This is a genomic window from Ensifer sp. Root558, from assembly GCF_001427045.1.
GTDB classification, from domain to species: domain Bacteria; phylum Pseudomonadota; class Alphaproteobacteria; order Rhizobiales; family Rhizobiaceae; genus Ensifer; species Ensifer adhaerens.
In genome coordinates, this window is sequence record NZ_LMGC01000036.1 from 180,133 (window position 1) to 195,265 (window position 15,133).

Genomic DNA, 15,133 nt, shown 5'->3' on the forward strand with positions numbered 1-15,133 from the left:
ATGAAAAGCACAGAAAAACCGGTCGTGCTCGACGTCAGGCACCTTCGAACCGAGTTCGGCCCGCAAGATCGCCCACTGGTCGCGGTGGACGACGTCTCGTTCCAGGTGGGGCAGGGCGAGATCCTTGGGCTGGTCGGCGAATCCGGCTCGGGCAAGAGCATCACGCTGCGCTCGATCCTCGGCATCATCCGGCCGCGCGGCCGGGTCGCCGGCGAAATCCTCTGGAACGGCCGCGACCTCGTTCCGCTCGACGAGGCGCGTCTCCGGCGCATCCGCGGCCGCGAGATCGCGATGATCTTCCAGGAGCCGATGTCGTCGCTCAATCCACTGCTGACGGTCGGCCTGCAGATCCAGGAAAACCTCGTGGCGCATACGAACCTCGACGCCAAAGCGCGGAAGGCACGCGCGATCGAACTGCTCGATCTCGTCGGCATCCCCGGCGCCCGCAATCGTCTCGACGATTTCCCGCACGAGTTCTCCGGCGGCATGCGCCAGCGGGTGATGATCGCGATTGCGCTTGCCTCCAATCCGAAGCTGCTGTTGGCCGACGAGCCGACGACAGCGCTCGATGTCACCATCCAGGACCAGATCCTCAGGCTCATCCAGTCGCTGAGCCGCGATCTCGGCATGGCGGTGATCCTCGTCACCCATGACATGGGTGTCGTCGCCGAGACCTGCGATCGCGTGGCCGTCATGTATGGTGGCAGGCTTTGCGAAGTCGGTACGACGACGGATGTGATCGCCGATGCGCGCCATCCCTATTCCTTGGGGTTGTTGCGCTCGATCCCGCGCGACGTTGCGCCGCGAACGCCGCTCTATTCGATCCCCGGCGCGCCGCCGGCGTTGAACGCGCTTCCAGGCGGCTGCGCCTTCAGCGCCCGCTGTCCGGTCGCAGGACGCGAATGTCCTGACATTCGGCCAGCGCTCGAAGAGATCGGTTCGTCGCGGCTCGTTGCCTGCCATCATCTTGAAGATGCCCAAGCGCATTTCGGACCGCGGGAGGCGGCGCAATGATCATGCCCACTTCAGCAAGCACAACGCCTTTGCTTTCGCTGCGTGCGCTGTCGATCCAGTTCGAGAAACGGCGCTCGCTGTCCGACACGCTCGCCCGCCGTCCGCAGCAGGTCGTCTCGGCGGTCAACGGCATCGATCTCGATGTGATGCCCGGCGAGACGCTCGGTATCGTCGGCGAATCCGGCTGCGGCAAGTCCACGCTTGCGCGCCTGATCGCCGGCCTGCACCGGCCGACATCAGGCGATATCCTGTTCGAGGGCGAGAGCGTCGTTGGCCTCAAGGGGGCACGGCGGCGCGCCTATAACCGGCGCGTCCAGATGATGTTTCAGGACCCCTATACCTCGCTTAACCCCCGCATGACCGTGCGCGATACCTTGCGAGAGGCGATCACGGTGCATCGCATGCGCGATGGAGCGGCGATCGATCGTCGCGTCGACGAGCTGCTGGATCTGGTGCGGCTGCCCGAAGGGGCCGCGGATAAGTTCCCGCACGAGTTCTCCGGCGGCCAGCGCCAGCGCATCGGCATTGCGCGGGCGCTGTCGCTGGAACCGACCTGCCTGGTCGCCGACGAACTCGTTTCCGCGCTCGACGTTTCGGTGCAGGCGCAGGTCGTCAATCTCCTGATCGAGCTTCAGGACGAGCTGGGCCTGACGGTGCTGTTCGTTGCCCACGACCTTCGCCTCGTACGCCATGTCTCGCACCGCGTCGCCGTCATCTATCTCGGCGCCATCGTCGAAATCGGCCCGTCGGAGGCGCTGTTTTCGAAGCCGATGCATCCCTATTCCAAGGGACTGCTTGCTGCCGCACCGTCGCTTGACCCGGGCGCCAGGCGTCGCACACCGGCACTGTCGGGTGAGCTGCCGAGCCCGCTCGCCATCCCGCCCGGCTGCCCCTTCCACGTGCGCTGCCCGCACGCGACCGAACGCTGCCGCCGCGAAAAGCCGGCGTTGCGCCCGGTCGGATCGGGCATGACCGCCTGCCATTTCGCCGAGACGATCGGCGGCGCCTCAAACGCCACTCGATAGGAAAGACATCATGGATACGAGAGCAAGGCCGGATATCTCCGGCCGCATCGGCGCGCTGCGGCGCAAACTTGCGGAAGCGGGGCTCGACGGCTACGTCGTGCCGCGCTTCGACGAACATCAGGGCGAATACTGCGCGCCACACGACCATCGACTGGCCTTTGTCACCGGCTTCACTGGCTCGGCCGGCGTGGCGATCGTCATGCGCGACCGCGCCGCGATCTTCGTCGATGGTCGCTATCAGGTGCAGGTGCGCGACGAAGTGGATCTCGGCACCTTCGCGATCGAACACTTCTATGACGCACCGCTCAAGGATTGGCTGAAGAACAATCTGCGCAACGGCGAACGCGTCGGCTTCAATGCGATGCTGCTGCCGTCCACCTGGGATGCGGATTGCAGCCGCTCGGTCGAGCTGGCGGGTGGCGTCTGGACGCCTGTCGACGGGGATCTTGTCGACGCGATCTGGACCGACCAGCCGGAAAAACCGCTCGGCAAGATTACCGCCTTCCCGGTCGCCAATGCCGGCGAAAGTGTTGGAGAGAAGAGGCGCCGCATCGCCGCCATGCTGGCGGAGCAGGGGGCCGATCTTTTGATCGAGGCGCAGCCGGACAATATCGCGTGGTTCCTCAATGTCCGCGGCCGCGACGTCGCCTTCAACCCGATGCCGCAGTCCTTCCTGATCTTCGACCGCGCCGGGCAAACGGAGTGGCTGGTCGATCATCGCAAGCTTCCGAACGACCTCTCGGACTTCGAGCTTGACGATGTTGCCATTGCCGAGCCTGGCAAGCTGCTCGACCGCGTCAGGGCGATGGCGGCCGGACGCACGGCGCTGATTGATCCCGGATTTGCCCCGTCGGCCACGGCCCATGCCACACGTGCCGCAGGTGGCACCGTGCAGCTCGCGAAGAGCCCGATCACGCTCGCCAAGATGCACAAGAACGCGACCGAGCTCTCGGGCTTCCGCGATTGTCACCGTCTGGACGGCGCCGCCTGGGTTCGCTTCTTTGCCTGGCTCGAGCGGCACGCCGCCGAACGGGAGGCGAGCGGCAAACCGGTGACCGAACTGGAAGCGGAAGAGCGTATCCTCGCCTATCGCCAGATGGCCGAAAGTTTCGTCGAGCCGAGCTTCCGCTCGATTTCGGCAGCCGGCGGTCATGCCGCCATGTGTCACTATGCAGCCACCGAGGCGAGCAACGGGCTGATCCGCAAGGACGGTGTCTATCTGCTCGATTCTGGCGGGCAGTATCTGACCGGCACCACCGATGCCACGCGCACGACGGCGATCGGTCCGGTCAGCGACGAGATCCGGCGCGCCTACACGGCCGTCCTTAAGGGGTTGATCTCCATGGCGTCGCTGAAATTCCCCAGGGGAAGCTTCGGTCATCAGCTCGACGCTTTTGCCCGCCGCCCGCTTTGGGATCTTGGTCTCGATTATGACCACGGCACCGGCCATGGGGTCGGTCACTTTCTCTCGGTCCACGAACAGCCGCAGCGCTTCGATCGCCGCGTCAACGAGATCGAGCTGAAGCCGGGCATGGTGACGACGATCGAGCCGGGCTACTACAAGGCCGGCGCCTACGGCATCCGCATCGAAAACCAGGTGGAGGTGGTCGACGACGGCGACGGTTTCCTGAGCTTCCGCAGCCTGACGCTGGTGCCGATCGATCTGCGGCTGGCCGATTTCGGCTTGCTGACGGCGGCCGAGCGGACCTGGATCGATGCCTATCACAGTCGCGTCGCGCAGGAACTGGACGGCTTGCTTGAACCGGAGACGGTGGGCTGGCTTTCCGACCGGACGGCGCCGATCAGCGCGTGATAGCGCCTCGTCCGCTTCTTCACGCCGATTGATATGACGACAGTGGAGCGGCGGGCCGGTTGGTCCGCCGTTGTCATTTTTGGCGATCGGCTCCCCGGCCGCGATCAGGTCGCTTTCAATCAATGTGACTCCTCTTGCTTGGGGGAGAGGGTTTGTGATATTTTTCACAAAACCTGTTCACGCCATGAACGGCTGCAGAACTCGTCGGACACGAAAGAAATCATGGTCAGCCGCAAGACAGCCCGCATCATCCAGCTCGCCGATGCCCTTTCAGGACGGAGAGTCTTGCACTTGCGCGACGCCGCGGCCCTGCTCGGCGTCTCTGAAATGACGATCCGTCGTGACGTTGCCGACAATCCCGGACAGTTTGCTTTTCTCGGCGGACATATCGTGCCGGCGTCGGAGATCGAAGGCGATGCGCCCTACGAGCTGGCACGCGAGGCAGACAGCCACGCTGCCGCCAAGCGCGAGGCCTGTGTCCACGCGGCGCGCCATATCCGCCCGGACGAGACGATCTTCATCGATTGCGGCACCACACTCGAATATCTCGTCGACCTCGTTCCCGAGAATTATTCAATAACAGCAGTATGTTATTCTCTGAACGTGGCGGAGAAGCTGACCCATAAGCCGAATGTTCGGATCGTCATGCTTGGTGGAGTCTATCACCCTTCGTCTGCGTCTTTTTCCGGCAACTCCGGTCTGGAGACTCTCGATTCGCTCGGCATCAACGTCGCCTTCCTGTCGGCCGCCGGCATCGATCCGGCGCGTGGTGCGACCTGCGTGCATTTCCACGAGGTGTCGGTGAAGCAGAAGGTCATCTCGCTGGCGCGCGAGAGCCATCTGGTCGTCGACCTCAGCAAGATCGGCAAGCTGAAGCCGGCTTTTTTCGCGCCAATCGGCGTTTTTCGCTCTATCATCACCGAAGAGGGCGAAACGCAGCTGCCGGGCCTGTGAACGCGGCATCCGCAAAAATATTACGAAATCGTCAAAACGGCAGTGTCTCGCTTGACACTCTCTGTTCTTGATGGAATAGTCACAAAAATTCGATAGAAAAATAACAAAAATGAGTTCTCGGCGGCTGTGCTCGAGTGCGGCTGGTCGTGACAGGGAGTTCAAGGAGCCATCGCTTGGAAGACCTTGCTGTGAAAACTGGCGCGCCGAAGGCCGCGCATTCGCCGGCGGCGGGCCATAACTGGCCGCGCAACAACGGCATCGATCTCGATCTTGGCTGGGTGCTGGACCAGCGCGTCAATCTGTCGGCCGCCGAGCGTCGCGTTGCGACGCTGCCCGGTCGCCGCACGGTGAAGAAGGACGCGCAGGCCGCCTGGCTCTTGAAGGCCGTTACCTGCATCGATCTGACGACCCTCAACGGCGACGATACGACCGAGCGCGTCAAGCGCCTCTGCGCCAAGGCCCGCCAGCCGGTGCGCCAGGATCTGCTCGATGCGATCGGCATGGGCAGTCGCGGTATCACGACCGGTGCCGTGTGCGTCTATCATCGTTTCGTTTCCACCGCCGTCGAGGCGCTCGAAGGTTCCGGTATCCCGGTGGCAGCCGTCTCCACCGGTTTTCCTGCCGGCCTGATCCCGCATGACGTGAAGCTGCGCGAGATCGAAGCCTCTGTCGCCGATGGCGCCAAGGAAATCGACATCGTCATTACCCGCGAGCATGTGCTGACCGGCAATTGGCAGGCGCTCTACGACGAGATGCGCGATTTCCGTGCCGCCTGCGGTGATGCCCATGTGAAGGCGATTCTTGCGACCGGCGACCTGAAGACGCTGCGCAACGTCGCGCGCGCCTCGCTCGTTTGCATGATGGCCGGTGCCGACTTCATCAAGACCTCGACCGGCAAGGAAGGCGTCAACGCGACGCTGCTGGTGACGCTCATCATGCTGCGCATGATTAGGGCCTATCAGGAGCAGACCGGCCTCAAGGTCGGCTACAAGCCGGCCGGCGGCATTTCTGCGGCGAAGGACATCTTGAACTACCAGTTCCTGATGAAGGACGAGCTCGGGCGCGAATGGCTCGAGCCGGATCTCTTCCGCATCGGCGCATCGAGCCTGCTTGCCGATATCGAGCGCCAGCTCGAACACCACGTTACCGGCGCCTACTCGGCCCTCAACCGTCACCCGATTGGATGATCCCGATGACTGTCGCAAGGTATTTTGACGAAATGTCCTATGGTCCAGCACCGGAAGCCGACACGGAAGCCCGCCAGTGGCTGGCGCGCCACAAGGGCGAATTCGGCCACTTCATCAACGGCGCCTTCGTCGCTTCCGCGTCCGGCAAGACCTTCGAGACGAACGAGCCGGCAACCGGCAAGCTGCTCGCCAAGATCGCGCTCGGCGGTGCCAAGGATGTTGACGACGCCGTCGCCGCTGCCCGCAAGGCGCAAGCCGCCTGGGCGAAGCTGCCGGGCCATGCCCGCGCCCGCCATCTCTATGCGCTCGCTCGCATGATCCAGCGCCACGCGCGCCTGATCGCCGTGGTCGAGGCGATCGACAACGGCAAGCCGATCCGCGAAACCCGCGACATCGACGTGCCGCTGGCCGCCCGCCACTTCTATCACCATGCCGGCTGGGCGCAGCTGCAGGAAACCGAATTTGCCGATCAGGTTCCGGTCGGCGTCGTCGGCCAGGTCATTCCCTGGAACTTCCCGTTCCTGATGCTCGCCTGGAAGGTCGCGCCCGCTCTGGCGCTCGGTAACACGGTGATCCTGAAACCGGCGGAATTCACGCCGCTGACGGCGCTGCTCTTTGCCGAACTGGCCGCTGCAGCAGGTCTTCCGGCCGGCGTGCTCAACGTCGTTACCGGCGAAGGTGAAACCGGCGCGCTTATTGTCGAGCATGCGGACATCGACAAGATCGCTTTTACCGGCTCGACCGAAGTCGGCCGCCTCATCCGTGAGCGCACCGCCGGCACCGGCAAGTCGCTGACGCTCGAACTCGGCGGCAAGTCACCCTTCATCGTCTTCGACGACGCTGATATCGACGGCGCCGTCGAAGGCGTGGTTGACGCCATCTGGTTCAACCAGGGCCAGGTTTGCTGCGCCGGCTCGCGCATCCTCGTGCAGGAAGGCGTGGCACCGCTGTTCTACGAGCGCCTGAAGCGCCGCATGCAGACGCTGCGCGTCGGCCATCCGCTCGACAAGGCGATCGACATGGCGGCAATCGTCGCGCCGGTGCAGTTGCAGCGGATCGAAGACCTGGTCGCCAAGGGCGTCTCCGAAGGAGCAGCGCTGCATCAGCCGAAGATCGAACTGCCGAAGGGCGGCAGCTTCTATCCGCCGACCCTGCTCACCGGCGTGCAGCCGACCTCGATCGTTGCGACGGAAGAGATCTTCGGCCCCGTCGCCGTCTCCATGACCTTCCGCACCCCGGAAGAGGCGATCCAGCTTGCCAACCATACGCGCTACGGCCTTGCCGCCAGCGTCTGGAGCGAGACGATCGGCCTGGCATTGCATGTCGCGGCCAAGCTCGCCGCCGGTGTGGTTTGGGTCAATGCGACTAACCTCTTCGATGCGTCTGCCGGTTTCGGCGGCAAGCGCGAATCCGGCTTCGGCCGCGAGGGTGGTCGCGAGGGCTGCTACGAATATCTGAAGCCGAAGGCTTGGGTCGGCCGAAAGCTGCGTCCCGCCGCCGCCGAACCGGCATTGAAGCCCGTGGCTGGCGATTTCGCCATGCCTGACGTCGACCGTACCGCCAAGCTTTTCATCGGCGGCAAGCAGGCACGGCCGGATGGCAACTATAACCGCAACGTGCTCTCGCCCAAGGGCAAGGTGCTTGGCGAGGTCGGCGAGGGCAACCGCAAGGACATCCGCAACGCAGTCGTCGCAGCGCAAGCCGCATCCGGCTGGTCGTCGGCAACGACGCACAACCGCGCGCAGATCCTCTACTACATCGCCGAAAACCTGAGTGGCCGTGCGGGCGAATTCGCCGATCGGATCGCCGACATGACCGGCGCGTCTGCCGCCAACGCCAAGGCGGAAGTCGAAGCCTCGATCGCACGCCTGTTCACCTATGGCGCCTGGGCCGACAAGTACGAAGGCGCGATCCACCAGCCGCCGCTTCGCGGCGTAGCACTTGCGATCCCCGAGGCGATCGGCGTCGTCGGCGTCGTTTGCCCGCCGGAAGCGCCGCTGCTCGGCATGATCAGCCTGGTCGCGCCGCTGATCGCCACCGGCAACCGTGTCGTCGTGGTGCCGAGCGAACAGCATCCGCTGGCGGCCACCGATTTCTATACGGTGCTCGAAACATCAGACGTCCCGGCCGGCGTCGTCAACATCGTCACCGGTTCGACGATCGAACTGGCAAAGACGCTCGCAAGCCACAACGACGTGGATGCGCTCTGGGCTTTCGGCTCGGCGGAACTTTCGACCCTCGTGGAGAGGCTCTCGGTCGGCAACCTGAAGCGCACCTTTGTCGACTACGGAAAGGCGACGAACTGGCTCGATCGCGAGGCGGCAGAAGGCCCGGCCTATCTGCGCCGCGCGACGGACGTCAAGAACATCTGGATCCCCTACGGCGAGTAGGAGAGCCACCACGCGCGGGGCGGGGGGAGCCGGCCCGCGCTGTGGGACAAGTGAACAGTAGGGAGACGCGTTCGCCTGCAAGGGGGAATGCATTGCGCGCCACGGAAACCGGAGCGCGCCAGGAGGAGGACTGTATGCTGAAGAATATCGATCCGGCGCTGAACGCCGATGTGCTGCACGCGCTCAGGTCCATGGGACACGGCGACACGCTGGTCATTTCCGACACCAACTTCCCGTCCGACGCCATTGCCCGCAAGACCACGCTGGGCACGCTGTTGCGCATCGACAACGTCTCGGCTGCGCGTGCCGTCGAAGCGGTGCTTTCCGTGCTGCCGCTCGATACGCCGCTGCAGCCTTCGGCCGGGCGCATGGAGGTGATGGGTGCGCCCGACGAAGTGCTGCCCGTGCAGCAGGAAGTGCAGGCGGTAATCGATCGCGCTGAGGGTAAATCGGCGCCGATGTACGGCATCGAGCGCTTCAAGTTCTACGAGGAAGCCAAGAAGGCCTATTGCGTCATCACCACGGGCGAGACGCGCTTCTATGGCTGCTTCCTCTTCACCAAGGGCGTCATTCCGCCCAAGACCTGACGGACCGCGCGGTCGCCGCGCGGCACGAGACGACAGATGAAATCGCGAGAGATTGCCTGGGCACGCCGCTTTGCTTGCGGTGCGGTCGCAGGGGGAGGCTTGAATGAAGACTGGTGTTTCGATCCTTGGCATCTTCGTGGCCGACACGGCCTATCTGGCGCGGCGCATGCCGGTTGTCGGTGAAACGATTACTGGCAGCGGCTTCTCCGTCGGGCCGGGTGGCAAGGGCTCGAACCAGGCGGTCGCCTGTGCTCGGGCGGGAAGTCCCGTTTCCTTCATCTCCAAGCTCGGCCGCGACACCTTTGGCGAGATGGCGCTGCGCACCTATGCCGAGGCCGGCGTGACGCCGAAGATCGTTGAGATGGACGATCTGCCGACGGGGGCTGCCTTCATCTATGTCAACGACCAGAACGGCGAAAACGCCATCATCGTCTATCCCGGAGCCGCCGGCTCGATCGGGATCGACGATGTCGAGGCCGCGCGCGAGACGATCGAAGGTTCGCGTATCTTCGTCACCCAATTGGAGCAGCCGGTGGCCGCCGCTCGGCGGGCGCTCGAAATTGCCCATGCGGCCGGCGTCATCACCGTCTTCAACCCGGCGCCGGCCGAAGCCTTCCCGGATGCGATCTATCCGCTCTGCGATTATCTTGTGCCGAACGAGACGGAAGCCGCAGCCATCGTCGGTTTTGCGCTCGCCACGGCAGACGACGTTCGTCGTGCCGGTGACGCGATCCTGAAGAAGGGTGCGAAAACGGCGCTGATCACGCTCGGTGAACGCGGCGTGCTCTATCACAACCACGAGCAGTCGGTGCTGGTGCCGGCGATCGCCAGCGGGCCGGTAATCGACACGACCGGGGCGGGGGACGCTTTTGTCGGAGGCTTCTCCGCAGCGCTCGCCCGCGACCTTTCACCGGTTGACGCTGTACGCTTCGGCTGCGCCACCGCCGGCATCGCGGTCACCCGCCGCGGCACCGCGCCCGCCATGCCGACGCTGGCCGAGATCGAGGCGCTGCTTGCGCGCGGGGCGTCCGCATGACGCGCAACGACCCGATCAAGCACTTCTTCATCTGGCCGGCGCTGATCATCGTGCTGATGATCTCGATCTTCCCGCTCGTCTATTCGCTGACGACCAGCTTCATGAGCATGCGGCTGGTGCCGCCGACGCCGGCCCGCTTCGTCGGCTTCGGCAACTATCTCGATCTCCTGCAGAACCCGCGGTTCTGGCATGTGGCGGGAACGACGACGCTGATCGCCTTCATCTCCGTCGGGCTGCAATATGTGATCGGCCTTTCGGTGGCGTTGGCGTTGAATTCAAGAGTGCCGGGAGAGGGCATCTTCCGCGTCAGCTTCCTGCTGCCGATGCTGGTGGCGCCGGTCGCCGTCGCGCTGATCGCCCGCCAGGTGCTGAACCCGACGATGGGCCCGCTCAACGAGCTGATGACGGCAATCGGGTTCCCCAACCTGCCGTTCCTCACCCAGACCAGTTGGGCACTCGGCTCGATCATCGCCGTCGAGGTCTGGCAATGGACGCCTTTCGTCATCCTCATGCTGCTTGCCGGGCTGCAGACCTTGCCCGACGACGTCTACGAGGCGGCCGCGCTCGAAAATGCCACGCCGTGGCAGCAGTTCCGCGACATCACCTTTCCTATGCTCCTGCCGATCTCGGTTGCCGTCGTCTTCATCCGGCTGATCGAGAGCTACAAGATCATCGACACGGTCTTCGTCATGACCGGCGGCGGGCCGGGGATATCGACCGAGACGCTGACGCTGTTTGCCTATCAGGAAGGCTTCAAGAAGTTCAATCTCGGCTACACCTCGGCGCTTTCCTTCCTGTTCCTGATTGTCATCACAGTGATCGGTCTCGTCTATCTCGCCATCCTCAAGCCCTATCTGGAGAAGCACAAATGAGCGTGCGCACTCTCAAAGGGAAACGGCGCTGGCTGGCGCTCGGCGGCTGCCTCGTCTGGCTCGCCATCACCTTCTTTCCGCTCTATTGGGTGCTGATCACCTCGTTCAAGACGCCGATCGCTGTCGTCGGCGGGCCGACCTATCTACCCTTCGTTGATTTCGAACCGAGCTTGACGGCCTGGAGCGAGCTGTTGTCGGGCCAGCGTGGCCAGTTCTTCAACACCTTCCTGGCCTCGACAATCATCGGCCTTTCGGCGTCGATCGCCGCGACCTTCATCGGCGCCATGGCAGCCTATGCGCTGGTGCGCTTCACCTTCCGCTTTCGCCTGCTCTCGGCACTGATCTTCGTGGTGATCGCCTTCGGCGGCTTCCTGCTCGGCCGCCATGTGCTTGGCTACGGCCAGGGCATCTCGCTGGTCTATGCCTTTGTCGCAGCGCTCGCGCTTGCGGTGATCTCGAGCCGCTTTCGCCTTCCGGGGCCGGAACTTGGCAACAACGACATCGTCTTCTGGTTCGTCAGCCAGCGCATGTTCCCGCCGATCGTCGCTGCCTTTGCGCTCTACCTGATGTACACCGAGATGGGCAAACTCGGCTTCAAGCTGGTCGACAGCTATATCGGCCTGACCTTCGCCTATATCGCTTTCTCGCTGCCGATCGTCATCTGGCTGATGCGCGACTTCTTCGAGGCGCTGCCGGTGGAGGTCGAGGAGGCGGCGATGGTCGACAACGTGCCGTCGTGGCGGATCTTCTTCGGCATTGTGCTGCCGATGTCGAAGCCGGGTCTGATCGCCACCTTCATGATCACGCTCGCCTTCGTCTGGAACGAGTTCCTGTTCGCGCTGTTCCTGACCAACTCCAAATGGCAGACGCTGCCCATTCTCGTTGCCGGCCAGAACAGCCAGCGCGGCGACGAATGGTGGGCGATTTCCGCTGCCGCCCTCGTTGCCATCATTCCGATGATGGTCATGGCCGGGCTTTTGAGCCGGCTCATGCGCTCCGGCCTGCTTCTTGGAGCGATCAAGTAACCAACCGCTTTGGCATGCATTCATTCACAGGGAGGATAGAATGAGGAAATTGCTACTGGCATCTGCATCTCTCGCCGCACTCGCATCGGGGAGCGCGGGAACGGCGCTCGCCTGCGACCCGGATTACACCGGCGTCGAGCTGACGGCGACCACACAGACCGGTCCTTACATTGCCTCGGCGCTGCAGCTTGCGGCCAAGGGCTGGGAGGAAAAGACCTGCGGCAAGGTCAAGGTCGTCGAGTTCCCGTGGTCGGAGCTCTATCCGAAGATCGTGACCTCGCTGACCTCTGGCGAAGACGCTTTCGACGTGATCGCCTTTGCACCGGCCTGGGCCCCTGATTTCACCGACTTCCTGTCGGAAATGCCGGCCGACATGCAGAAGGGCGCCGACTGGGACGATATCGCGCCCGTCTACCGCGAACAGCTGATGGTCTGGAACGGCAAGGTGCTGTCGCAGACGATGGACGGCGACGCCCATACCTACAGCTACCGCATCGACCTCTTCGAGAACGCCGACAACCAGAAGGCCTTCAAGGAAAAGTACGGCTACGATCTGGCGCCGCCCAAGACCTGGAAGCAGTACCTGGACATCGCCGAATACTTCAACCAGCCGGCCAACAACCTCTGGGGCACGGCGGAAGCCTTCCGCCGCGGCGGCCAGCAGTTCTGGTTCCTGTTCAGCCACGTCGCCGGCTATACCAGCCATCCGGACAATCCGGGCGCCATGTTCTTCAATCCGGAAACGATGGATGCGCAGGTCAACAATCCCGGCTGGGTTCGTGGCCTCGAGGAATATATCCGGGCCTCAAAGCTCGCGCCGCCGAACGCGCTGAACTTCTCCTTCGGCGAAGTGAACGCCGCTTTTGCCGGCGGCCAGGTGGCGGAATCGATCGGCTGGGGTGATACCGGCGTCATCGGTGCCGACACGAAGCAGTCGAAGGTGGCCGGCAATGTCGGCTCGGCATCGCTGCCGGGATCGGACGAGATCTGGAACTACAAGACCAAGAAGTGGGACAAGTTCGACCACGTCGTCCAGACCTCCTTCATGGCCTTCGGCGGTTGGCAGGCGGCAGTTCCCGCGACCTCGACCAAGCAGGAAGCAGCCTGGAACTACATCCAGTACCTGACGAGCCCGGCCGTCTCGGGCCAGGCGGCGATTACCGGCGGCACCGGTGTGAACCCTTACCGCATCTCGCACACGACCAATCTCGATCTCTGGTCGAAGATCTTCTCCGAGCGTGAGGCGAAGGAATATCTTGGTGCGCAGAAGGAGGCGGTGACCGCCAAGAACATCGCGCTCGACATGCGCCTTCCCGGCTACTTCTCCTATACCGAAGTGCTGGAGATCGAGCTTTCCAAGGCGCTTGCCGGCGAAGTGACGCCGCAACAGGCGCTCGATAGCGTCGCGGAACAGTGGAACAAGCTGACCGACGAGTTCGGCCGCGACAAGCAGCTTGCCGCCTATCGCGCCTCGATGGGCTTGCCGCAGCAGTAACGAACCCACGCCCGCCCCGAAACGATCGGGGCGGGCGCCACCGTCCCCGGCGAGACCGGGCACAGACAGCATCAGAGGCTACAGCATGTCACAGGTCCGATTGCAGCAGATCACCAAGTCCTTCGGGAGCGTCACCGTCATTCCGCCGCTCGATCTCGACATTGCCGATCGTGAGTTCGTCGTGCTCGTCGGTCCCTCCGGCTGCGGCAAGACGACGACGCTCAGGATGATTGCCGGCCTCGAAACTGCGACTTCGGGTTCGATCCGGATTGGCGATCGCGACGTGACCGATCTCAGACCGGGCCTGCGCAATTGCTCCATGGTGTTTCAGAATTACGCGCTCTATCCGCACATGACGGTCGCCGAGAACATCGGCTACGGCATGAAGGTGCGCGGCACGCCGAAGGCGGAGATCGAAAAGGCGGTAACGGATGCCGCTCGCATCCTCAACCTCGGCGCCTATCTCAATCGCAAGCCGAGCGCACTTTCGGGCGGCCAGCGCCAGCGCGTGGCGATCGGCCGGGCGATCGTACGCCAGCCGGATGTCTTCCTCTTCGACGAGCCGCTGTCGAACCTAGATGCCAAACTTCGCATCGAAATGCGCACCGAAATCAAGCTCTTGCACCGGCGTCTTCAGACGACTGCCGTTTACGTGACCCACGATCAGGTGGAAGCCATGACCATGGCCGACCGCGTCGTCGTCATGAACCAGGGCCGCATCGAGCAGGCGGCCGATCCGATCACGCTCTATGAGGCCCCCGCCAATCTTTTCGTCGCCGCCTTCATCGGTGCGCCGAGCATGAATTTCCTCGAGGGGCGGCTGGAGCGCGGCGATGGAGGGATGCAGTTCATAGCTGATGGGGACGTGGCAGTGGCTATCCCGGAAAACCGCGCCGAAAAACTCGGCGCCTACGTCGGAAAAGCGGTCGTGCTCGGCATCCGGCCGGAACATACGATGGCGACGGACGCCAATGCGCCCACAGTCAGGCTGATCGTGCGCGATATCGAACCGCTCGGCCCGCATACGCTGGCTCTTGGCCGGGTCGGGCCCGCCGCTTTCACGGCGCAGGTTCACGCTGCGTCACGCATCGGCCCCGATGACCAGATCGCGGTGCCGATCGAGACGGAGAAAATGCATTTCTTCCTGAAGGAAACCGGTGGGGCGATCGGCCGCTGAGCGGATGGATGGCCGAAGGCGATGACGCCTCCGGCCTGCTGTCTTACTTCTTCTCGGCGCGTGCTGCGGCGAGGAAGGCGAGCTTCGCCGGCAGCTCCAGGTGCTTGGAGAGTGCCACGCGCTCCGGCGTGTAGTGATGCTCGACGTCGAGGCAGTTGACGGTGCCGAGCAGCTCGCCGCCGACAACGACCGGGATGTTGGCAACCGAGCCGCAGCCGAGCGACCAGATCGTCTCGTGGTCCGGGAAAACCTTGGCGATATCGGCGATGGTGTTGGCGACGAAGGTCTGGTGCGCCTTGTGCACGATGTCGAACCAGCTGTCGTAGCGGATCGGCTTGGTGCCCGAGGTCGGGTACTCCGCGGGGTGCGAGGTGTAGGCGCGGCGCGCGACTTCGTTGACCATGTCTACGGTCATGATGGTGAAGAGCTTGGCGCCGATCACCTGGCGGCTAAGCGTCTGCAATGCGGTCCATACCGCATCGGCATCGGTGGTCTTGGCAATGGCCGCGTCGAATTCCGCCAGCGCGGCAGCGATCTGTTCACTGTTCATGCTATGTC

13 protein-coding genes are annotated in these 15,133 nt (G+C 63.7%); 12 read left to right on the forward strand and 1 reads right to left on the reverse strand.

Going from position 1 to position 15,133, the window contains the following annotated elements:
- The 12 genes from ASD63_RS30320 to ugpC all read left to right on the forward strand — a co-directional run bounded on the left by ASD63_RS30320 (position 1) and on the right by ugpC (position 14,575).
- A complete protein-coding gene (locus ASD63_RS30320) occupies positions 1-1,014 on the forward strand; it encodes an ABC transporter ATP-binding protein (RefSeq protein ID WP_060530290.1) in 1,014 nt (337 codons plus the stop codon).
- Positions 1,011-2,039, forward strand: coding sequence for an oligopeptide/dipeptide ABC transporter ATP-binding protein (locus tag ASD63_RS30325; protein ID WP_060530291.1), 1,029 nt, complete (start codon positions 1,011-1,013; stop codon positions 2,037-2,039). Before ASD63_RS30320 ends, ASD63_RS30325 begins: the two co-directional genes overlap by 4 nt.
- 10 nt (positions 2,040-2,049) lie before the next feature.
- The gene (locus ASD63_RS30330) at positions 2,050-3,852 is read left to right on the forward strand and encodes an aminopeptidase P family protein (RefSeq protein WP_082573028.1); all 1,803 of its coding nucleotides are present in this window, start codon (positions 2,050-2,052) and stop codon (positions 3,850-3,852) included.
- Between the two features lie 222 nt (positions 3,853-4,074).
- Positions 4,075-4,806, forward strand: a complete 732-nt coding sequence (locus ASD63_RS30335; RefSeq protein WP_034799429.1) for a DeoR family transcriptional regulator — start codon at positions 4,075-4,077, stop codon at positions 4,804-4,806.
- A gap of 173 nt (positions 4,807-4,979) precedes the next feature.
- Complete coding sequence (gene deoC, locus ASD63_RS30340) at positions 4,980-5,993, forward strand: deoxyribose-phosphate aldolase (protein ID WP_060530293.1); 1,014 nt, start codon at positions 4,980-4,982, stop codon at positions 5,991-5,993.
- 5 nt (positions 5,994-5,998) lie between these two features.
- Positions 5,999-8,383, forward strand: a complete 2,385-nt coding sequence (locus tag ASD63_RS30345) for an aldehyde dehydrogenase family protein (protein WP_060530294.1) — start codon at positions 5,999-6,001, stop codon at positions 8,381-8,383.
- A gap of 134 nt (positions 8,384-8,517) precedes the next feature.
- Positions 8,518-8,970, forward strand: a complete 453-nt coding sequence (locus ASD63_RS30350) for an RbsD/FucU family protein (RefSeq protein WP_060518285.1) — start codon at positions 8,518-8,520, stop codon at positions 8,968-8,970.
- A 103-nt stretch (positions 8,971-9,073) separates the two neighbouring features.
- On the forward strand, positions 9,074-10,006 hold the full coding sequence (gene rbsK / locus ASD63_RS30355; RefSeq protein ID WP_060530295.1) for a ribokinase: 933 nt from the start codon (positions 9,074-9,076) through the stop codon (positions 10,004-10,006).
- The gene (locus ASD63_RS30360; RefSeq protein WP_034799444.1) at positions 10,003-10,878 is read left to right on the forward strand and encodes a sugar ABC transporter permease; all 876 of its coding nucleotides are present in this window, start codon (positions 10,003-10,005) and stop codon (positions 10,876-10,878) included. The genes rbsK and ASD63_RS30360 overlap by 4 nt, the downstream gene beginning before the upstream one ends.
- Entirely contained in the window at positions 10,875-11,903 is a 1,029-nt protein-coding gene (locus tag ASD63_RS30365) for a carbohydrate ABC transporter permease (RefSeq protein ID WP_034799447.1), read from the forward strand. The genes ASD63_RS30360 and ASD63_RS30365 overlap by 4 nt, the downstream gene beginning before the upstream one ends.
- A gap of 40 nt (positions 11,904-11,943) precedes the next feature.
- Positions 11,944-13,398 (forward strand): extracellular solute-binding protein, encoded by a 1,455-nt coding sequence (locus ASD63_RS30370; RefSeq protein WP_060530296.1) that lies wholly within the window; start codon positions 11,944-11,946, stop codon positions 13,396-13,398.
- Between the two features lie 85 nt (positions 13,399-13,483).
- On the forward strand, positions 13,484-14,575 hold the full coding sequence (ugpC, locus tag ASD63_RS30375) for a sn-glycerol-3-phosphate ABC transporter ATP-binding protein UgpC (RefSeq protein WP_034799453.1): 1,092 nt from the start codon (positions 13,484-13,486) through the stop codon (positions 14,573-14,575).
- A 43-nt stretch (positions 14,576-14,618) separates the two neighbouring features.
- On the opposite strand, the gene ASD63_RS30380 is transcribed toward ugpC, so the two are convergent.
- The gene (locus ASD63_RS30380; RefSeq protein WP_034799456.1) at positions 14,619-15,125 is read right to left on the reverse strand and encodes a GAF domain-containing protein; all 507 of its coding nucleotides are present in this window, start codon (positions 15,123-15,125) and stop codon (positions 14,619-14,621) included.
- Between the last annotated feature and the right edge of the window lie 8 nt (positions 15,126-15,133).